We start from the raw sequence: 19718 nt of genomic DNA, 5'->3' as shown, positions 1-19718 counted from the left end.
CGCCCAACGTGAAGATCGTCTCCGCCAGCGGCGCGCTGATCGCCAACCGGGGCGACACCGGCGGCGAAGCCGTTCGTCTGGAGCAACTGCCGCCCTATGTGCCGAACGCGGTCATTGCCATCGAGGACCGCCGTTTCCGCTCCCATTTCGGCCTCGATCCGCTCGGGCTCGTCCGGGCGGTCTATGTGAACCTGACGTCGGGCAATCTGGTCCAGGGCGGCTCCACGCTGACCCAGCAGCTTGCCAAGAACCTGTTTCTGGAGCCGGACCGGACCCTGAAGCGCAAGGTGCAGGAGCTGGTGCTTTCCATCTGGCTGGAGGCGAAATTCTCCAAGGACGAGATCATGGAGATGTACCTGAACCGGGTCTATTACGGGTCCGGCGCCTATGGCATCGATGCGGCCACCCGGCGCTACTTCGGAAAATCCGCACGCCTCCTGACCATCGCCGAAGCCGCGACGCTGGCCGGCCTCCTGAAGGCGCCGTCGCGCTATTCCCCGACCCGCAACCCGGATCTGGCCGAAGCCCGTGCCCAGCTCGTGCTGACGGCCATGAACCAGGAAGGCTACATCACCGACAAGGAAGCCGCGAGCGCGCTTGCGGCTCCGGCAACCGCCGTCCGCCGTCATGTAACGGCCAGCGAGAACTTCGCGGCCGACTATGTCATGGACATGCTGCCCCACTACGTTGGCTCCTTCGACGGCGATATCATCGTCGACACCACCATCGATCTGAACATGCAGCACGCTGCCGAGAACGCCTTGCGCACGGCCATTTCGGAAAACCGGACCAAATACGGTGTCTCCCAGGGCGCCGTGGTCACGCTCGACACCGCAGGCGCGATCCGCGCCATGGTCGGCGGCGCGGATTATGCCAGGAGCCAGTACAACCGCGCCGTCTATGCCAAGCGCCAGCCCGGGTCGGCGTTCAAGCCGTTCGTCTATCTGACCGCCCTGGAATCCGGCATGACCCCGGACACAGTCCGCCAGGATCAGCCGATCCGCTTCAAGGACTGGACGCCCCAGAACTACACCAAGAAATACTATGGCCCGGTCACCCTGACCCAGGCGCTTGCCATGTCGCTCAACACTGTGGCCGCCCGCCTGACCTATGAGGTCGGGCCGAAAAATGTCGCCAAGACCGCCAAAAGGCTCGGTATCACGTCTGATCTGAACCCCAATCTGTCGATTGCGCTTGGGACATCCGAAGTCACGCCGCTGGAGATCGCCGGCGCCTATGTGCCCTTCTCCAATGGCGGCTACGGCGTGCTGCCGCACATCATCCGCCGGATCAAGACCGTCGACGGTAAACTGCTTTATTCGCGCAAAGGCGACGGGCCCGGACGGGTCGTCGACCGGCAATACGTCCGTCAGATGAACGCGATGATGTCGGAAACCCTTTTGACGGGAACCGGCAAGAAGGCCCAGCTTCCGGACAACCGTCCCGCCGGCGGCAAGACCGGCACGAGCCAGGATTTCCGCGACGGCTGGTTTATCGGTTACACCGGCAACCTCACCACCGCGGTCTGGCTCGGAAACGACGACAATTCGCCGACCAAGAAGGCCACCGGCGGGTCCCTGCCGGCCCTGATCTGGAAAAACACCATGGAAAAGGAACATGAAGGCCTGCCGGTCGCAAGCCTTCCCGGTGTTCCCGATCCGGCCCTCAGTGTGGCAACCCCGGTGGCCAAGGCGGGGGCGCCTCTTCCACCCGGCAACGTGGGCGAAAACGGCAGATCCGCCGAGGACGACAGGCGTCCGCGCGGGCCGCTCAATCTGCTCAAGTCGCTTTTCGGCGGCTAACCCGATCGAACCGAGGATCCGCATGCGCGTTCTGGAAATCTGGATCAACTGCCCGGACGATGAAACGGCGGACAGCATCGCCGAATCCCTGATCGACTTGCGGCTGGCGGCCTGCGCCAACAAGCACCAGCCGGTCGAAAGCAGCTACCGATGGAAAGGGAATATCGAATTCGAGCCGGAAATCCCGTTGGTGGTGAAGACGCGGGAAGACCTCTTCGACAAGATCGTCGAGGCCGTGCGTTCCATTCACCCCTATGAAACCCCGAGCATTCTGGGTGTTCCGGTGGAATTCGTGAATGCGGATTACCGGGACTGGGTGCTGGCGGAGACATCCTGAGAGCCGACCGGTTTACAGAGAAGTTTCTATCCGTATCCGTGCAGCCTCTGGCCGTTTTCCTTCAGCCACGCGCGGGCCTGCCTTGTATGGGGGGCGAGCTCTTCGCAAATCCGCCAGAAGCGGGCGGAATGGTTCATCTCCCGCAGGTGCGCCACTTCATGGGCGGCGACATAGTCGAGAATTTCCGGCGGCGCCAGAATAAGCCGCCAGGAAAAGGACAGACTGCCGTTCGACGCACACGACCCCCAGCGGCTTTTCGTGTCCCGGATGGAGATCGCCTTGACCGGCTTGCCGATTTTTGCCGCGTGAAGGGTGACCGCAGCGCTCAGGTCCGCCTTCGCCTGGCCTTTCAGCCATGTGGTCAGTTTGCGCGGCATGTGCTCTTCCGCACCCGGCACCAGGAGTTCCGGATGACCGTCGTCCATCCGGACCGGCTCGACCAGTCCGCGGAGCTTTCCGGTCGGGACGATGCGATGATCCTGTCCGCGCAAGGGGATGATGTTTCCCGGCAGCAGCGGCACATGATCCGGCCGGGCATCCATCCGTTCCAGCAGCCAGCCGATATGCTGCCGGGCGAACCGTTCGGCCCGCTCAAGATCGCCGCCGCGCGGCACGGTCAGGATCGGGCCGGAGTAATCGGACGGCAGGCGCAGCAGATAACGCCTGGCGCGCGGGTCCGCCCTCAGCCGGATGCGCAACGGCATGCCGTCAGCCTGAAGTTCGATATGGTCCGGCAGGGGTCTCTTGCACGCGCGCAGCAGCATTGGGGTCCGGGGTCTCGATGAAAGGGACGAATCGACTGTTTCGGGAAGATTAGCGCGGCTCTTAAACGGACGAAAGCGGCGCTTTGGGGCGCCGCTCTCGGTCAGTGTCGGGAAGGGTCAGGCCCTTCAGGCGGGATCGGCGCCCGGGGTCCGTCCGCGGTTCGCCATGAACCGGTCGAACTCTTCCTGGTCGCGGGCGCGGCGCAGTTCGCGCAGGAAGTCGTCGAATTCCGCACGCATGGCGTCGAGCTTCGCGCGTTCTTCTTCCAGCCGCTTCAGTTCACGTTCGCGGTAATCGTCGAACGCCACGTTACCGGTCCGGCCGTAGGCCGTTCCCTGTGCCATGTTATCCATTGCTCCTTTGAAGGGGCTTGCCCGCCACTGGTCACGCGCATCCCGTGCCATTCCGTGGAACCGGTCGCCCCACAGGATATAGGCCAGCATGGCAAGGCCAAGCGGCCAGAAGACCACGAAACCCAGCACCATCAGGCCGATGGTCACCGGGGTCCAGGCAGGTTTGATCGAACAGTTTGCAGTCGTCATTGTCCTATCCATGGTTGACATCCACCCGGTACAGGTGGGGGGCGTTGGCCAGGCATTCAAGGAAACGTGCCGAAATGTGATCGGGGCCGGGTGCCGGATTTCTCCCGGAAAATGAGATCGGCAAACAAAAGCCGCCCCTGCGGGAGGTCCGGCAGGAACGGCGTATTTGTTAAAGGCGACTCGCTCTAAGGCTGTCTGTCGCCGGTTATTCGGCTGCCACGCTGGCCGCGGGTGTGGCGATCTCGTCCTCGAACGGACCGTCGATGACCCGCTGCAGGCTGAAATCGCTCAGGAATTTTTCCCGGTGCCATTCGCTCGCCATGGGCGCTGTCGCATATTCATGGAAGCACGGCGTGCCCAGGGTCCAGTGCAGGAGCTTGGCCTCCGGGTTGGGACCGAATTCATCCGGCAACCAGTTCCAGACTTTCGGAATTTCGCCGACAAGATCGTCGTCCAGCCAGGTAAACCGGTGCAGCTGCGCGCCGGTCGACTTCATGACGAATTCCGGGGTGACGACCCTGTTGGCCGGATGGCCGCAGTTCCACAAGACCACGCTCGACCAGTTCTTGCGCGGATAGTTGGCATTCGTCGAGCCGAGATATTTGGTCGTCGCCTTGGTCTTGTAGTCGTGATGGACGCACATCACGGCCTTTGAGTCATCCCGAAGCGCCCAAAGCTTGGCGACATCGTCGCGCAGCAGCATGTCGCCGTCCATGAACAGCGCCCATCCGGAATAATTCATGAGATGGGGCAGCAGGAACCGGCTGTAGATGAACTGGTTGGACCCGTCGCTGTGGGTCTCCTGATAGCTCTCGAGATTCTTCAGCGCCAATGGCGTGATGGCAAGGACTTCGCTTGAGTGCCGCACGAGGCTGTTTGAACAGACATGGTAAGCAATAGCTTCGCGTGGATCGTAACCGATGAATATATTGATCATAACGTCACCTCCGCACCCTGCTTGTGGTTTGGAGGCGTTCGCGGCCTTGATCTAGATCAATCCGGCTACGAAGTTGTCCGGACTAGGTCGAAACGCCACAGGGAAAAAGAAACGCAGCGGAAACCGCGCACGCACCCACCCGTTCCGGACGGAAGGATTCCGGCCGAAATCGGGCTCAATCGATCAGATATGCTGAAGAATTTGAGGGGCTTCAGCCGACGGTTTCAGACAGCTTCCGGGCCTGCTCGATCCAGTTGTCGCGGGCAATGCGGCCCCGGAAATCCAGCTTGGCGTCGAGGGATTCGATCTGCTTGTCGGTGAGGCTGGCGATCTGCCAGTAATGGAAGATACCGGCCTCGTTAAGCGCGGATTCCAGCTTCGGACCGACACCGGTGATTGCCTTCAGATCGTCGGCGACGCCGTCCGGTTTGGACAGCAGAATCGCCTTGAGGTCGTCGGCCTTGGCAGCAGGCTTTTTCTTCGGAGCGGACTTCGCCGGAGCAGACTTTGCCTGAACCGGTTTTACCTGAGCCGGCTTGCTTGCCTGTTTCATGTCCCCGCCCCGGTTGGAGCGGATGAAGTCGAGAACCCGCGGCGCGATCTCGGCCCGCCAGCGCGAGCCGTTGAAGACGCCGTAGTGGCCGACGCGCGGCTGTTCGTAATGGGCCTTCATATCGTCGGGCAGGCTGGTGCAAAGGGCGTGCGCGGCCCTGGTCTGGCCGCGGCCGGTGATGTCGTCCTTCTCGCCTTCCACGGTCAGGAGCGCCGTGCGGCGGATCTTGGAGCAATCGACCGGGGTCGAGCCATGCATCATCGTGCCCATGGGCAGGGAGTGATCGATGAACACGGTTTCCACGGTCTGAAGATAGAATTCCGCCGTCAGGTCCATGACCGCCAGGTACTCGTCATAGAAATCGCGGTGCTTTTCGGCATTGTCGCCGTCGCCGTCCACCAGATGCTGGAAGAAGTCGCGGTGCGCCGTCATGTGCCGGTCCAGGTTCATGCTCATGAAACCGGTGAGCTGCAGGAAGCCGGGATAGACCTTGCGCATGAACCCCGGATGCGGGAAGGGAACGGTCATGATGACATTGTTCCTGAACCAGTCGATCCCCTTGGACATGGCCAGATCGTTGACCGCCGTCGGTGCGACGCGGGTGTCGATCGGACCGCCCATCAGGGTCATGGTCGACGGCACATAAGGGTCATCGCGGCCTTCCATCACGGCAACGGCGGCCAGCACCGGCACCGACGGCTGGCAGACGCCCAGTATATGGGTGTCGGGGCCCAGGAAGTGCAGCATGGAAATGATATAGTCGATGTAGTCGTCCAGATCGAAGTCGCCTTCCTGGACGGAAACCATGCGGGCATCGATCCAGTCGGTGATGAACACCTCCGCACTCGGCAGCAGGGTTTCCACCGTTCCCCGCAACAGCGTCGCGTAGTGGCCGGACATCGGCGCGACGATCAGGATCTTCGGATCATTCGGGCGGGCGGAAGTTGCGCGCTCGAAATGGATCAGGTCGCAAAAGGGCCGTTTCCAGACGACGTTTTCGCGCACCGGCACGCGGACACCGCTAACGGTGGTTTCGGTAAGTCCGAATTCCGGTTTGCCGTAGCGCCGCGTCATGCGTTCCAGAACTTCGCACCCGGCGGCGACCGATTTGCCGATTTGCGTATGGGTGAGCGGATTGAGTGGGTTCTGGAAATAGAGCCGTGTCATATCAGCGGCCGCGCGCACGGGCCCCATCACTGCATGGTTCATCTCGTAAAGCTGATAATAAGACACCTGCGTCTCCTTGCTTGCCCGCCCTGTCCGTTGGACGCCGGCGCCGCTTTTGCATCGCAACAGAATAGGACGAAGCAGCCGGACCTATCAATACCGTAAAGTTCTACGACTTTTGGCGTATAAACAAGGCTTTAGCCCTTGTCAGATACGGAAGGTCCTGCCGCACTGCGGTGCAGAAGCGGAATAAGCCATGAAAAAACAGCCTGCTATCAGATACATCCGACCCGGATAACAAGCTGTTAAGCGGCGAGATCGGCCACGACCGCGTCGAGGACAAAAAACCCTTCGCGTGTGGCTCGCACCCGGTTATCCCCCAGACGTTCCACCATTCCGTGTTCCAGAAGGTCGGAAAGCCGCTTCGGATCGACGGATCTGTGCGCCAGAGCCTCGTACCGCGCCAGATCCACCCCTTCCAGAAGCCGCAGCCCCATCAGCAGGTATTCGTCGCCCAGTTCTTCCTCGCTCAGGCCCGTGTTTTCGACCATGCCGTGGCCGTGGGTGTCCACGTTTTCAAGCCAGGTTTCGGGATAGCGTTCGATGGCCGTCGCCCGTTTTGTCGCTCCGACCGAAATCCGGCCATGGGCGCCGGGGCCGACGCCCACATAGTCGCCGTAGCGCCAGTAGACCAGGTTGTGCCGGCACTCGGCCCCCGGTTTTGCATGGTTGGAAACCTCATAGGCCGGAAGCCCGTGGGCCTCGGTGACCTGCTGGGTCAGGGCATAGAATTCGGCGCCGAAATCCGCATCGGGGACCTTCAGCTTGCCGGCCTGGTGAAGGGCGAAGAACGGCGTGCCTTCCTCGATGGTCAGCTGGTAAAGCGACAGGTGATCGGCGGCCAGCGCAATCGCCTGTTCCAGCTCCTGCCGCCAGCTGTCAAGGGTCTGGTCCGGGCGGGCGTAGATCAGGTCGAAGGACAGGCGCGGAAAGGTCGAGCGCGCCGTGTCGATGGCCTTGAGCGCCGTTTCGGCATCGTGCAGGCGGCCCAGAAGCTTCAGGTCCCTGTCATGCAGGGACTGAACGCCGAGCGACATGCGGTTCACCCCGGCGCTGCGGTAGCCCCTGAATCGATCCGCCTCCACGCTCGACGGATTGGCCTCCATGGAAATCTCGGCATTGGCGTCCATGGACCAGTGACCGGCAATGCTGTCCAGAATCCGCCCGACGGTGGCCGGTTCCATGAGGGAAGGGGTGCCGCCGCCGAAGAAGATCGAATCCACCGTCCGGTTGCCGGTCATCTCCGCGAAATGGGCAAGTTCCCGCTGGAACGCCCGGACATAGCGGTCCTGGTCGATCGCATGATGGCGGACGTGGGAGTTGAAATCGCAATAGGGACATTTGGCTGCGCAAAACGGCCAGTGGACATAGATCCCGAACCCGCCATCGGGCGCTTTGGCCTGCAGGTTATTCGACGATTGCGGCATCAAGTCTCCAGGCAGGCTTTGGAGAACAGCTGAAACGCACGCGCCCTGTGCGAGAGGGCCTGGGTTTCCCGCGACCAGCCGTGCTTTTCCTCCGAGGTCATTTCCCCGAAGGTCCGTTCATGACCGTCCGGCTGGAAGATCGGATCGTAGCCGAAGCCTTTCTCGCCGCGTGGCGGCCATACGATCTGGCCCTCCACCTCGCCGCGGAAAAACTCCCGGTGCCCGTCCGGCCAGGCAAGGCACAGGACGGCAACGAAGGACCCGCGCCGCCTGTCCGGCGTGGTTGCGCCCTTCTGCTGCAGCAGTTCCTCGACATTGCGCATGGCCATGGTGAAGTCCTTGTCCGGACCTGCCCAGCGTGCGGAATAAATCCCGGGATCGCCGCCGAGCGCTTCGGCGCAAAAGCCGCTGTCGTCGGCAAGGGACGGCAGGCCGGAGGCGGTGGCGGCGGCAACCGCCTTCAGTTCCGCGTTCGCCTCGAAGGTCAGCCCGGTTTCTTCCGGTTCCGGCAGATCGAGGTCTCCGGCGGACACCACGTCGAACCCATAGGGAGCGAGAAGTTCGTTGATCTCGCGGATCTTGCCCTTGTTATGGCTGGCCACCACCAGCCGGCCGGGCTCGAGTTTGCGGTGAGACATCAATTGGTCCTTAGAGGGCGGTCCTTAGAGGATTGCCATTTTCTGCAGGTCGATCAGGCGGTTGACGCCCATCTTGGCGAGCCCCAGAAGCTGGCCGAATTCCTCTTCGGAGAAGGGAGCCCCTTCCGCGGTGCCCTGGATTTCGACGATGCCGCCCGACCCGGTCATGACGAAATTGGCATCGGTTTCCGCCGTGCTGTCTTCCGCGTAGTCGAGATCGAGGACCGGCGTGCCTTCGTAGATGCCGCAGGAAATGGCCGCGATGTGGTCCTTCAGGACGTCCTTCTTCACCATGTCGCGGGCCTTCATCCACTCGATGCAGTCGCGCAGTGCGACCCAGGCTCCCGTGATGCCTGCCGTCCGGGTGCCGCCGTCCGCCTGGATGACGTCGCAGTCGACGGTGATCTGGCATTCGCCAAGCGCTTCCAGATCGACAACGGCGCGCAGGGACCGGCCGATCAGGCGCTGGATCTCCTGGGTGCGGCCGGATTGCTTGCCCGCACTGGCCTCGCGGCGCATGCGGTCGCCGGTGGCCCGGGGCAGCATGCCGTATTCGGCCGTCACCCAGCCGCGCTGCTGGCCGCGCAGCCACGGCGGGACGCGCTCTTCCAGGCTTGCGGTGCAAAGCACATGGGTATCGCCGAACTTCACCAGGCAGGAACCTTCGGCATGTTTGGAAACGCCGCGCTCGAGCGTGACGGCACGCAGTTCATCGGCAGCACGTTTGGACGGACGCATCAAGGACCTCTCGTCATTTGCAGGTTTCGAAGCGGAACGCCCCGGTCTCTTGCGCGCCTTGTAGACCCTCAGGCCAAGACAGGTAAAGTCCTGCTTGTGCAACGGACCCATTTTGCGCCTATATCTTTACCAGGAACGCCGCATGGACCGGTAAAACGGGTCCGGCGGGCGCAGCAACGGAGAGTACGGCCTTGAGCCTGAGCGATCTTAACAAACGGTCCCGCGAAATCTTCCGGTCGATCGTGGAGACCTATCTTCAGACCGGTGAGCCGGTGGGTTCGCGCAATGTGTCGCGCAACCTGTCCATGTCCTTGTCGCCCGCTTCGGTTCGCAACGTCATGGCGGACCTGGAGCATATGGGCCTCTTGCATTCGCCGCACACCAGCGCCGGCCGCCTGCCGACCGAAATCGGCCTGCGCTTCTTCATCGATGCGCTTCTGGAAGTCGGCGACCTCAGCCAGGAGGAGCGCCAGCGGATCGACGTTCAGGTGCGCGCGACGCAGAACTTCAATTCCACCGAACAGGTGCTGACCGAAGCGAGCCAGTTGCTGTCGGGCCTGTCGTGCGGCGCGGGCGTTGTCCTGACCCACAAGACCGACATGCGCATGAAGCACATCGAGTTCGTCCGGATCGAGCCGCTCAAGGCCCTGGCCGTTCTCGTCGGCGAGGACGGGTCGGTTGAAAACCGGATCATCGATCTGCCCGAAGGCCTGCCGTCCTCGGCCCTGGTGGAGGCGACCAATTATCTGAACGCCCATCTCCAGGGTCGCACGCTGAGCGAAGTGCGCAAGGAACTGGAAAAGGTCCGGGAAGCCGATCAGGCCGAACTCGACCTCCTGAGCCGCAAGGTGGTGGACGCGGGCCTCGCCCTGTGGAGTGGCGCCGGAATGGACGACCCGGGCACCCTGATCGTGCGCGGCCGGTCCAATCTGCTGACCGATCTGGAGGCTGCGGAAGATCTGGAGCGCATCCGGCTCCTGTTCGACGACCTGGAAAACAAGCGCGACCTGATCCAGCTTCTGGGTCTTGCCGAAAAGGGCGACGGGGTGCGGATTTTCATCGGCTCGGAAAACAACCTGTTTTCCCTGTCCGGTTCCTCGCTGGTGGTATCGCCTTATCGCGACCGGGACCAGCGCATTGTCGGCGTTCTCGGCGTCATCGGCCCGACGCGGCTCAACTATGCCCGGGTGATCCCGATGGTGGACTACACCGCCAAGCTGGTCAGCCGGATCCTGGGGTAGCCATATCCGGGGCGGAATGGCCCGTTTGCACAAGGCGGCCGGCGACCCGATATGATAGGGATCCGCCGCCAAGTTGATTGATCTGGAAAGAATACATGCTGACACCTGCCGAACTGGAACGCTATGCCCGCCACATCGTGATGCGGGAGATCGGCGGCCCGGGCCAGCAGAAGCTGAAGAACGCCCGTGTCCTTGTGATCGGCGCAGGCGGCCTCGGCGCGCCGCTCTTGCAGTATCTGGCGGCCGCCGGTGTCGGAACCCTCGGCATCGTCGACGACGACACGGTTTCGCTGTCCAATCTGCAGCGCCAGGTGATCCACGACACCGATCAGCTCGGCGAACCGAAGGTGGCGAGTGCTGCGGAAGCGATCGCAAGGCTCAACCCGAATGTGAAGGTCGAGCCCTATCCGACGCGGATCGCCGGCCACAACGCCATGGCTCTTGTCTCCGAATACGACATCGTCGCCGACGGGTCGGACAATTTCATCACCCGCTACCTGGTGTCGGACGCCTGCTTTTTTGCCAAAAAGCCGCTGGTCACGGCCGCCGTCGGCCAGTTCGACGGCTCGATCACGACCCTGCGTCCGTTCGAGACAGATGCGGAGGGCAATCAAAACCCGTCCTACCGGTGCCTGTTTCCGGAAAAGCCGCGCGAGGGGCTGCTGCCGACCTGCGCGGAGGCCGGTGTGCTCGGCGCCCTGACGGGCATCATCGGCACCATGCAGGCGATGGAAGTGATCAAGGAGATCACGGGTGTCGGCGAAAGTCTGGTCGGCCGGCTGATGATGTTCGATGCGCGCTCGTTCCGGATGGAAACCGTCCGTTACAGGCGCTCGCCGAAAAACCCGCTCCACGGCGACAATCCGAAAACCTGGGCGGATTTGCTGGAAGACGCCTGAAATAAAAAACCGCGACGCCGGTCGGCACCGCGGTTTCTGAAAGTCTGGCAGTTTGAACGGCCTGTTGAACCGGCTTGGCGGCTCAGTTCGGCTTTTCCTGCTGGGCGGCCGCCTGCTGGGCCATGTTCTGCCGGTAAAGCTGGGCGAAATCGATCGGATCGAGCAGCAGCGGCGGGAAACCGCCGTTGCGGGTGGCATCGGCCAGGATGCTGCGCGCGAACGGGAACAGCATGCGCGGGCACTCGATCATCACGAACGGATGCATGTGTTCCTGCGGCACGCCGGTGATGCGGAAAACGCCCGCATAGACGAGTTCGACGGCAAACATGACCATGTCGGGGCGCTCGGCCTTGGTGCTCAGCGTCAGGATCACTTCGAACTGGTCTTCGCCGAGCGGAGCGGCATTGACATTCACGTTGATGTCGAGCTTCGGCTGTTCGCCCTGCTGGAGCGACATGGGCGCATTCGGGTTTTCGAACGAGAGATCCTTGATGTACTGGCCAAGGATATTCATGCCCGGGGCAGCGGCTTGTGCGTTTTCCGGCTGCGGCTGTGTGCCCGCATCATTCGTATCGGTCATCTTGTCTCATTCCGTTTCGCGGTGCTGGTCGGACTGACAGGTGCCAAACATCGGAACACCCGGCTGGCGGCCCGCGGGCGCCGCGCAGCTTCTTTTTCGGGGTGGCTATCACTTAGGGCCGCGTCACACAAGGGTATCGATCTTGCCAGATGCGGGAAAGCGCTTCAAAAGGGGAAGCCATGCCAGAATTGTTCGACACCGCCGCGCCCCTTCCGCACCGCCGTTTGAAGCTCGATACGCTGGTCCGCCTGCGCTGGCTCGCTGTCGGCGGGCAGACCGCGGCACTTCTGGTGGTCAATATCGGTCTCGGCTATCCGTTGCCGATCGGTGTTGCCTTTTTTCTGGTGGCGCTGTCGGCCTGGCTGAATGTCTTTTTGAAGATCTACTACCCGGCGCCCTTGCGGGTATCGGAAGGGGCGGCCGCCTTCCAGCTTGCCTATGACGTCCTGCAGATGAGCGGCCTCCTGTTCCTGACCGGCGGGCTCGGCAATCCGTTCGCGTTCCTGCTGCTTGCGCCGGTCATGGTGTCGGCAACGGGGCTTTCGGCGTTCAACACGATCAAGCTCGGCGTGCTCGCGACACTCTGCGCCAGCCTCCTTGCCGTGTTCCACTTTCCGCTTCCCTGGCCGGGGCCTGAGGAATTCAAGCTGCCTTTCGTCTATTCCCTGGGTGTCTGGGTGGCGCTCGTCCTTTCGCTGGGGTTCATGGCGACCTATGCCTTCCGGGTGGCCGAGGAAGCCCGCCAGCTTGCAGATGCCCTGACCGCGACGGAGCTGGTCATGGCCCGGGAACAGCACCTGAGCGCCCTGGACGGTCTGGCGACCGCTGCCGCCCATGAACTCGGAACGCCGCTTGCGACCATCTATCTCGTCGCCAAGGAACTCGCCGACGAGCTCCCGGAGGACGGCGACTATGCCGAGGATATCGCCCTTATCCGGTCCCAATCCGAGCGCTGCCGGGAAATTCTGCAGAAGCTCAAATCGCTCTCCAGCGACGAGGACCGGACCTTCCAGCGCATGCCGGTGTCGCAACTGATGGAGGAGGTTGCGGAGCCCTTGCGCGGGTTTGGCGCTGAGATTTCGGTGAAAGTGGCCGGCGACGGGCCCGAGCCGATCGGGTCGCGCAATTCGGCCATTCGCTACGGATTGGGCAATATCGTTGAAAACGCCATCGATTTTGCCGAAAAGAGCGTGGAACTTTCCGCCACCTGGGATGCGCGCGCGGTCAGCATTTCGATCCGGGATGACGGACCGGGTTTCGCACCGGAAGTCCTGACAAAGATCGGCGACCCTTACGTGTCGGTCCGCAGCATGATCCCCGGGCGCCGGTCGACCGGCGGCGGGCTCGGGCTCGGATTTTTTATCGCAAAAACGCTGCTGGAACGCACGGGCGCGAAGCTGTTCGTGGAGAACCGGGCACCGCCTGAACACGGTGCCCATATCCGTGTGACATGGCCGCGCAGTGCGATAGAATCTCTTGACAATATGGACGCACCTGATTTTTCCCGGCATAAAGATTGATACATAGAGGTTTCGCGATAAATGGAGTCCGGGAAGACATCGTAGTCCCGCCTCAGATGCGAAGAACAAAAACGGGATCGTTACTATGTCCGACCCAGCACTCGGGATGGAAAACGTCGAAGACAAGACACTTCTGATTGTCGACGACGACAAGGCATTCCAGCAGCGCCTGGCGCGTGCAATGGAAAAACGCGGATTTACGACGGAAACGGCTGACGGCGTTCGCGAAGCCGTCGCCAAGGTCGGCGCCCATGCGCCGGCGTTTGCAATCGTCGACATGCGCCTTGAAGACGGCAACGGCCTGGATGTGATCGAAGCCATTCGTCAGCGCCGGCCGGACTCCCGGGCGATCATCCTGACCGGGTACGGCAACATCGCAACGGCGGTGACGGCGGTGAAGCTCGGCGCGATCGATTATCTCGCCAAGCCGGCCGATCCGGACGATATTGCCGCTGCCCTCGGTCGCAAGCCCGAGGAAAAGGCGCCGCCGCCTGAAAATCCCATGTCCGCGGATCGCGTCCGTTGGGAGCATATTCAGCGTGTTTACGAACTATGCGACCGGAATGTTTCGGAAACCGCGCGCCGGCTGAACATGCACCGCCGGACGTTGCAGCGCATCCTGGCCAAGCGCGCACCGCGCTGAAATCGCAAATTTCGATTGGTCCTTGCCCTTTCCTCGCCACTTTGACTAAGTACCGGGCACAATATCGGTCCTGAATCTGGCGATCCACGGAGACTGCCCATGCGGCTGCAGGCTGCCGGCCCCTTTTACCACCCGGTTTCAAATCTGGCTTCGGCCTTGGGCGTGGCAACCTTTGTGTTTGCAGCCATGGTCGCGACCCATCTTCATGCGCAAACACCGTCGGAGACGATGCGGATCAATGTGGTGCCGGCGAAACCTGCCATTCGCTCGATCACCCTCGGCAAGCGGTACAAGCCGATCATCAACCGGGACGATGAGGGCGTCATTGTGGATACGCTCGGCAGCGCGGATACGCCGCCGCCATGCGAAACCGAACTCGAGGTAACGCTGGAAAACAGCCGGGTTCTTCACCGGAAGGTCAACATCTGTACCGGCAACACGCTGACGGTGGATGTCGCGGCGGACGGGAAGCCCGGCAGCGCCCGCGTGATCGAGGGAACGGCAGGACAGGTTTACGCGCCGAAACAGTCCGACGAAACGGTAACGCCTGCTTACAACACGGATACGAGTGCGGGCACGACAACAACCACCGGCAACGATACCGCGTCCGGCCGCAAGACCGATTCCTTCGAACCGCTGACGCCGGAGGAAACCCAGGGACCGGCATCCAACGATGCCTTTTCCAAGGACGGTGTCACCGGTCAGGATCTTCCGCAACTGGGCGCCGAGCCGCAGACGGATCAGAATCCGGACCTTTCGCAGACGCCGTCCGATGTTCCCGCGATTGTTTCGACGCAGCAGGATGTCGTCATTACGCCTTCCGAAGACCGGGTCTGGAACGCGGAACCCGGAAACCTGCCCGGTGCTCGGACGACCCTGACCCATGGCGTGCCGCAAACCGACGACAACGACTTCTTCGCGGTTTGTCAGACCCAATCGGGCAATGCGACCATCGTCTTCAGCCAGACCTCGTCGATTACCCGCGAAGGCGCCTATCAGACGGTTCGCGTAAGCGCGGGCGGTTTCGACCAGACCTATGAGGCCGTCGGGTCTTCGACCAGCAACCAGTACGGCCAGTCCTTCCCGCAGGCTGTGGTGCCGATGACGGACCCGCTCTGGGAAACCCTGATCCGGGAATCGGAAATTCGCATCGAGATCGACGGCGTGCCGCCCTATTCGGTGTCGCTCAAGGGCAGCGCCAACCCTGTGAAGCTGTTCGTGGCCACCTGCGGCGCGCCGCAACAGATCGTCTCGGACAATGGATTCCCCGTCAACACCGGCGAGGAGGCAGGTGCGGACGTGCCCTGCAGCGAACTTGGTCAAATCCGGTCCATCGAAGGGGTCAGGCCCGGGCAGATCGTGTTCCGCAACCTGAGCCGCGAACCGGTCGAAGTGAACTGGATTGACTATTCGGGTGGTGAGCGGCCCTACGCCCGTCTGGAACCCGGCCAGATTCTGGAGCAGCAGACCTATGTCACGCACGCGTGGATGGTGCGCGGTGCATCGGGTCAATGCCGGGGAATCTACGTCACCCGAACGCCGTATCGGGAGGTGGTGATCAAGGGTGCGCAGCAGCCGCTGGCGCCGAACCCCAATTTCGGTTTTCCCGATGAATCGGCGCCTCCCGGTCCGATCCCGCCCGGCGATGTGGGTGGCGGATTCGGGTCTTCGGGCGGAAACTACCCGGTCGGTCCGCAAACCGCTGGGGGAACGGATGCCGACTATCTCTGCACGGCAGGGGTGGACCTGCATGTGACCTTCTCGCCGGACGGACGGACCGCAACCGTTGCCGAGATGGGCTATGGGATTGCCACCCTGGCCAGGCAGGGCAACGGTTTCTACTATGCCGGGCAGGGGCAGGTTCTGAAGGGCGATCCTCAGAACGCCACCTGGTCCCGCCCGGGATTGAATGACGTCTTCTGTGCCAGGAGATAGGGCTTCCGCAATATCCGCGCCACATCCTGACTAAACTTTAGGTTGAGACGGCTGATTGTGCAGCTGCGCGAGATGCGCTAAAGTGTAACGATAGACAGGAGGATCTGTCGTTGCGCATTATTTTGCTGACATTGGCGGCTCTCGTTTTTGTCTTTCCCGCACATGCGACGACCCTTGGGGTCATGCCCGTCAAGATGCTCGATACATCCGGGGAAGTCGCGGATCAGAGCATCGCGCATAACACTCGAATTGTTGCGATCAAAAAGGCCCTGGAACACGATCTGGCAGATCGATACAGCAAGGTCGTGATGATCCCGGCCCGGGATGTGGCCACTGTCTGCCCTGTGGAAGATCCGCAATGTCTGCTTGATGCTGCAGCGGCAGCCGGCGCCGACAAGGCGCTTTTCGTTTCGATCGTGAAAACCTCGACGCTGATCATGCGGATGTATGTCCAGATCGTCGACGTGCCGCAAAGGGCCGTTACGCAGAAGCGGGAACTCAATTTCCGGGGCGATAACGATGAGAGCTGGCGACGGGCCGAACGATTTTTGGTGCGAAATCTCAAGGCGCCTTGAGATTCTCAGGCGGCGATATCGGTAACCGTACGCTTGGTTTTGTGCCGATTCACACCCAACTTCCTAAATTCGGCAAGCAGGGTTCTTCCGTTTTATGAGAGGTTCTCAGATCTTGCGCAGGGCGACCTTCGCGATCCGGTGGCTGGCATCCTTGGTCAGGATCAGGTCGGCGCGCGGGCGGGTCGGCAGGATGTTTTCGCGCAGGTTCACCAGGTTGATGTCGTTCCAGATCTGGTGGGCCGTCTGCAGCGCTTCCTCGTCCGAGATCCGGGAATATTTATGGAAATAGGAGCTGGGATCGCGGAAGGCGGTTTCCCTCAGCCGCATGAAGCGTTCCACGTACCAGTTCACCAGAAGCTCTTCGTCCGCATCGATATAGACGGAAAAGTCGAAGAAGTCCGACACGAACGGAACCGCGCGCCCGTCCTTGGGCAGCTCGCGGGTCTGCAGCACATTCAGGCCTTCCACGATCAGGATGTCCGGATTGTCGACCGTGACCGTGTGGCCCGGCATGACGTCATAGTAGAAGTGAGAATAGACCGGGGCCCGCACGTGGCGCTTGCCGGCCTTGATGTCGGACAGGAATTTCAGAAGACGCGGCCGGTCGAAGCTCTCCGGAAAGCCCTTCTTGTGCATGATGCCTTCGGCTTCGAGCACCGCGTTCGGATAGAGAAAGCCGTCCGTTGTGATCAGGTCGACTTTCGGGCTCGCCGGCCAGCGGCCGAGAAGCGCGCGTAGTACACGAGAAGTAGTTGATTTTCCAACAGAAACAGACCCGGCGACACCGATGATGAACGGCGTCTTGTGGTCCCACAGGCCCAGAAAGTTCTGGGTCGCCTGGTGCAGGCTGACGGTCGCCTCGGCGTAATAGGCCAGGAGGCGCGACAGCGGCAGGTAGATCTTCTCCACCTGCTCCATGGACATGGGGTCGTTCAGGCCCTGAAGCTCGGCCACTTCGGCAGCCGTCAGCGTCATGGGCGTGTCGGCTCTGAGCCGTGCCCATTCCTTCTCGGTGAAGACCCGATAGGGAGACAGGTCCATGTCTCCATTCGCAGCCACTTTCTGATCCATGTGCAGTTGCAGTCCGTGCTGCCCGAGATCCGCCAGCCTCACTATTAGTCTTGAGGCCTTGACGCTTTTTCTTCAAGACCGGTCTGCCCGGTCCGGCTTGCCAGTTCCGCCATCACGTCTTCAAGGGGCACATCGGCGACCTTGAGGACGACCAGCAGGTGATAGAGGACGTCCGCGGCTTCTGCCGTCAGTTCGCCCTTGTCTTCCCGAACAGCGGCAATCGCCGCTTCGACCGCTTCTTCCCCGAGTTTCTGGGCGCATTTGGCGACGCCCTTGCCGACAAGTTTGCGCGTATAGGACTTTTCATCGTCGCTGTTCGCACGTGCAGCAATAATTGCGTCGAGATCGGCCAGAGTGAAATTCGTCATTCGTCTAGTCTTTTCCGAATTTGAAAGCAGACCGGTCACGCATCGAGCCGCATGGGGATACCGGCGTCATTCATATACGCCTTTGTTTCATGAATTGTGTACTCCCCAAAATGGAAGATAGAGGCGGCCAGGACGGCGGTCGCATGTCCGTCCCGAATACCTTCCACCATATGATCCAGGGTGCCGACGCCGCCCGACGCGATCACCGGCACCGGCACCGCATCGGCAATCGCCCGGGTCAGGGCGATATTATACCCCGATTTCGTGCCGTCCCGGTCCATGGAGGTGACCAGCAATTCGCCGGCGCCCAGCTGCACCACCTTTTTGGCGAATTCGATGGCGTCGATCCCGGTCGGCGTCCGCCCGCCATGGGTGAAGATCTCGAACCTTTCCGGCTCGCCTTCCGCGTTCACCTGCTTGGCGTCGATGGAGACGACGATGCACTGGGAGCCGAACTTTTCCGCCGCCTCGCGCACGAAATCCGGGTTCTTTACCGCCGCCGTGTTGATCGACACCTTGTCGGCGCCGGCAATCAGCAGCTTGCGGATGTCTTCCACCGTGCGCACGCCGCCGCCGACGGTCACCGGCATGAAGCAGGCCTCCGCCGTGCGCCGCACCACGTCGTAGATCGTGTCCCGGCCCTCGTGGCTGGCGGTGATGTCGAGGAAGCAGAGTTCGTCGGCCCCGGCCGCATCATAGGCCTTGGCCGCTTCCACCGGATCGCCGGCATCGATCAGGTCGACAAAGTTGACGCCCTTGACGACACGGCCGTCCTTGACGTCGAGACAGGGAATTACGCGGGCTTTGAGGGTCATGATGCCTCCTTGCGGGCAGCACGGATCAGGTCCATCGCCTCTTTCGGATCGAGACGCCCGTCATAGAGCGCCCGGCCGGAAATGGCGCCTTCCAGAATGGCGCAGTCGGGTTGAAGCAGCCGTTTGACGTCCTCGATCGAGGCCAGGCCTCCGGAAGCGATCACCGGAATGGAGACCGCATGGGCGAGCTCCAGTGTCGAGGGAATGTTCAGGCCCTTGAGCACGCCGTCCCGGTCGATATCGGTGTAGATGATCGCCGCGACACCGGCGTCCTCGAACCGTTTGGCAAGGTCGACCGCCGTCAGTTCCGAGGTTTCCGCCCAGCCCTCAACGGCCACGTAACCGCCCTTGGCGTCGATGCCGACGGCAATCTTGCCCGGGAACCTGCGGCAGGCTTCTTTTACCAGCTCCGGATCGCGCACGGCGACGGTGCCCAGAATGACCCGGGTGATGCCTTTTGAAAGCCAGGCTTCGATGTGCGCCAGCGTCCGGATGCCGCCGCCGAGCTGGACGGGGTTTGTCGTCGCCTTCAGGATCGCGTCGACCGCGTCGCCGTTGCGGCTCTCGCCGGCAAAGGCGCCGTTCAGGTCGACCACATGCAGCCACTCAAAGCCCTGGTCCTCGAAGGCCTTTGCCTGGGCGCCGGGGTCGTCGTTGAAGACGGTCGCCTGCTCCATGTCGCCCAGCTTCAGGCGCACGCACTGACCGTCTTTCAGGTCGATGGCCGGGAAAAGAATAGTCATTCGTTCTTGCGTTCCTTCGGCGCCGGTCAGGTCGGCGCCGCCATGATCCGTGTTGCCGGGGCTTGTCAGGCGCCTTCGACAATCACCAGGTTGCCGTCGGCGCAGGACTGGCGAATTTTCGCGGCGACCTGGTATTCCGGCGAGTTGTAGCAGTCGAGCGCCTGCTGTTTGCTGTCGAATTCGATGACCACGTGGCGATTGCCGACGGTGCCTTCGATTTCGGAAAAGTCGCCGCCGCGCACCAGAAAGCGGGCGCCGTATTTCTCGAAGGCCGGCTTGGCCGCGGCGACATAGTCCGGATATTCCTCCGGATTATGGATGGTCACATAGGAAATCCAGTAGCCCTTTGCCATGATGTCCTC

At 61.9% G+C, this 19718-nt stretch carries 21 protein-coding genes; 8 read left to right on the top strand and 13 right to left on the bottom strand.

The genetic code is table 11. The features are described from left to right. Positions 1-1802 (top strand): transglycosylase domain-containing protein (locus HK439_RS22880; RefSeq protein WP_190293804.1); only part of this gene is annotated, 1802 nt, incomplete at its 5' end. 22 nt (positions 1803-1824) lie between these two features. Beyond that, on the top strand, positions 1825-2139 hold the full coding sequence (gene cutA / locus HK439_RS22875) for a divalent-cation tolerance protein CutA (protein ID WP_190293803.1): 315 nt from the start codon (positions 1825-1827) through the stop codon (positions 2137-2139). A gap of 26 nt (positions 2140-2165) precedes the next feature. Here the strand turns inward: cutA and HK439_RS22870 are convergent, their stop codons facing one another. From HK439_RS22870 to rph, 7 genes are all read right to left on the bottom strand, one after another. Further along, positions 2166-2903, bottom strand: a complete 738-nt coding sequence (locus tag HK439_RS22870) for a M48 family metallopeptidase (protein WP_190293802.1) — start codon at positions 2901-2903, stop codon at positions 2166-2168. Positions 2904-3029: 126 nt separating this feature from the next. Next, on the bottom strand, positions 3030-3446 hold the full coding sequence (locus tag HK439_RS22865) for a DUF2852 domain-containing protein (protein ID WP_190293801.1): 417 nt from the start codon (positions 3444-3446) through the stop codon (positions 3030-3032). A gap of 205 nt (positions 3447-3651) precedes the next feature. Then, positions 3652-4383 carry a glycosyltransferase gene (locus HK439_RS22860; RefSeq protein WP_190293800.1) on the bottom strand — a complete coding sequence of 244 codons (732 nt, stop codon included), beginning with the start codon at positions 4381-4383 and terminating at the stop codon, positions 3652-3654. 211 nt (positions 4384-4594) lie between these two features. After that, complete coding sequence (gene phaZ, locus HK439_RS22855; RefSeq protein ID WP_328804222.1) at positions 4595-6169, bottom strand: polyhydroxyalkanoate depolymerase; 1575 nt, start codon at positions 6167-6169, stop codon at positions 4595-4597. Between the two features lie 239 nt (positions 6170-6408). Continuing rightward, positions 6409-7590, bottom strand: a complete 1182-nt coding sequence (hemW, locus tag HK439_RS22850) for a radical SAM family heme chaperone HemW (protein WP_190293799.1) — start codon at positions 7588-7590, stop codon at positions 6409-6411. Further along, positions 7590-8228 carry an RdgB/HAM1 family non-canonical purine NTP pyrophosphatase gene (rdgB, locus tag HK439_RS22845; protein WP_190293798.1) on the bottom strand — a complete coding sequence of 213 codons (639 nt, stop codon included), beginning with the start codon at positions 8226-8228 and terminating at the stop codon, positions 7590-7592. Before rdgB ends, hemW begins: the two co-directional genes overlap by 1 nt. Before the next feature lie 24 nt (positions 8229-8252). Continuing rightward, positions 8253-8966 (bottom strand): ribonuclease PH, encoded by a 714-nt coding sequence (gene rph / locus HK439_RS22840; RefSeq protein ID WP_190293797.1) that lies wholly within the window; start codon positions 8964-8966, stop codon positions 8253-8255. 191 nt (positions 8967-9157) lie between these two features. On the opposite strand from rph, the gene hrcA reads away from it, so the two are divergent. Both hrcA and HK439_RS22830 read left to right on the top strand, forming a co-directional pair. Further along, positions 9158-10207, top strand: coding sequence for a heat-inducible transcriptional repressor HrcA (hrcA, locus tag HK439_RS22835; RefSeq protein WP_190293796.1), 1050 nt, complete (start codon positions 9158-9160; stop codon positions 10205-10207). Positions 10208-10302: 95 nt separating this feature from the next. Next, positions 10303-11106, top strand: coding sequence for a HesA/MoeB/ThiF family protein (locus HK439_RS22830; RefSeq protein ID WP_190293795.1), 804 nt, complete (start codon positions 10303-10305; stop codon positions 11104-11106). Positions 11107-11188: 82 nt separating this feature from the next. Here the strand turns inward: HK439_RS22830 and secB are convergent, their stop codons facing one another. Continuing rightward, positions 11189-11686 (bottom strand): protein-export chaperone SecB, encoded by a 498-nt coding sequence (gene secB, locus HK439_RS22825; RefSeq protein WP_190293794.1) that lies wholly within the window; start codon positions 11684-11686, stop codon positions 11189-11191. A gap of 179 nt (positions 11687-11865) precedes the next feature. Between secB and HK439_RS22820 the strand changes: the two genes are divergently transcribed. The 4 genes from HK439_RS22820 to HK439_RS22805 all read left to right on the top strand — a co-directional run bounded on the left by HK439_RS22820 (position 11866) and on the right by HK439_RS22805 (position 16359). After that, positions 11866-13206: an ActS/PrrB/RegB family redox-sensitive histidine kinase gene (locus tag HK439_RS22820; protein WP_190293793.1), complete on the top strand. Its 1341-nt coding sequence runs from the start codon at positions 11866-11868 to the stop codon at positions 13204-13206. 85 nt (positions 13207-13291) lie between these two features. Further along, positions 13292-13849 (top strand): ActR/PrrA/RegA family redox response regulator transcription factor, encoded by a 558-nt coding sequence (locus HK439_RS22815; RefSeq protein WP_190293792.1) that lies wholly within the window; start codon positions 13292-13294, stop codon positions 13847-13849. Positions 13850-13948: 99 nt separating this feature from the next. Then, complete coding sequence (locus tag HK439_RS22810) at positions 13949-15784, top strand: hypothetical protein (RefSeq protein WP_190293791.1); 1836 nt, start codon at positions 13949-13951, stop codon at positions 15782-15784. 182 nt (positions 15785-15966) lie between these two features. Further along, on the top strand, positions 15967-16359 hold the full coding sequence (locus tag HK439_RS22805) for a DUF2380 domain-containing protein (protein ID WP_190293790.1): 393 nt from the start codon (positions 15967-15969) through the stop codon (positions 16357-16359). A 105-nt stretch (positions 16360-16464) separates the two neighbouring features. Here HK439_RS22805 and coaA read toward each other — a convergent pair whose 3' ends face one another. The 5 genes from coaA to HK439_RS22780 all read right to left on the bottom strand — a co-directional run bounded on the left by coaA (position 16465) and on the right by HK439_RS22780 (position 19709). Next, complete coding sequence (gene coaA / locus HK439_RS22800) at positions 16465-17430, bottom strand: type I pantothenate kinase (protein ID WP_190293789.1); 966 nt, start codon at positions 17428-17430, stop codon at positions 16465-16467. A gap of 44 nt (positions 17431-17474) precedes the next feature. Continuing rightward, positions 17475-17798, bottom strand: a complete 324-nt coding sequence (locus tag HK439_RS22795) for a phosphoribosyl-ATP diphosphatase (protein WP_190293788.1) — start codon at positions 17796-17798, stop codon at positions 17475-17477. Between the two features lie 35 nt (positions 17799-17833). Beyond that, the gene (hisF, locus tag HK439_RS22790) at positions 17834-18613 is read right to left on the bottom strand and encodes an imidazole glycerol phosphate synthase subunit HisF (protein ID WP_190293787.1); all 780 of its coding nucleotides are present in this window, start codon (positions 18611-18613) and stop codon (positions 17834-17836) included. Beyond that, positions 18610-19356, bottom strand: a complete 747-nt coding sequence (gene hisA, locus HK439_RS22785) for a 1-(5-phosphoribosyl)-5-[(5-phosphoribosylamino)methylideneamino]imidazole-4-carboxamide isomerase (protein WP_190293786.1) — start codon at positions 19354-19356, stop codon at positions 18610-18612. The genes hisF and hisA overlap by 4 nt, the downstream gene beginning before the upstream one ends. A gap of 65 nt (positions 19357-19421) precedes the next feature. Further along, the gene (locus HK439_RS22780; protein WP_190293785.1) at positions 19422-19709 is read right to left on the bottom strand and encodes a DUF1330 domain-containing protein; all 288 of its coding nucleotides are present in this window, start codon (positions 19707-19709) and stop codon (positions 19422-19424) included. Between the last annotated feature and the right edge of the window lie 9 nt (positions 19710-19718).

The organism is Roseibium aggregatum (genome assembly GCF_014692675.1).
Classification (GTDB): domain Bacteria; phylum Pseudomonadota; class Alphaproteobacteria; order Rhizobiales; family Stappiaceae; genus Roseibium; species Roseibium aggregatum_C.
This window is presented reverse-complemented; position numbering and strand designations above follow the sequence as displayed.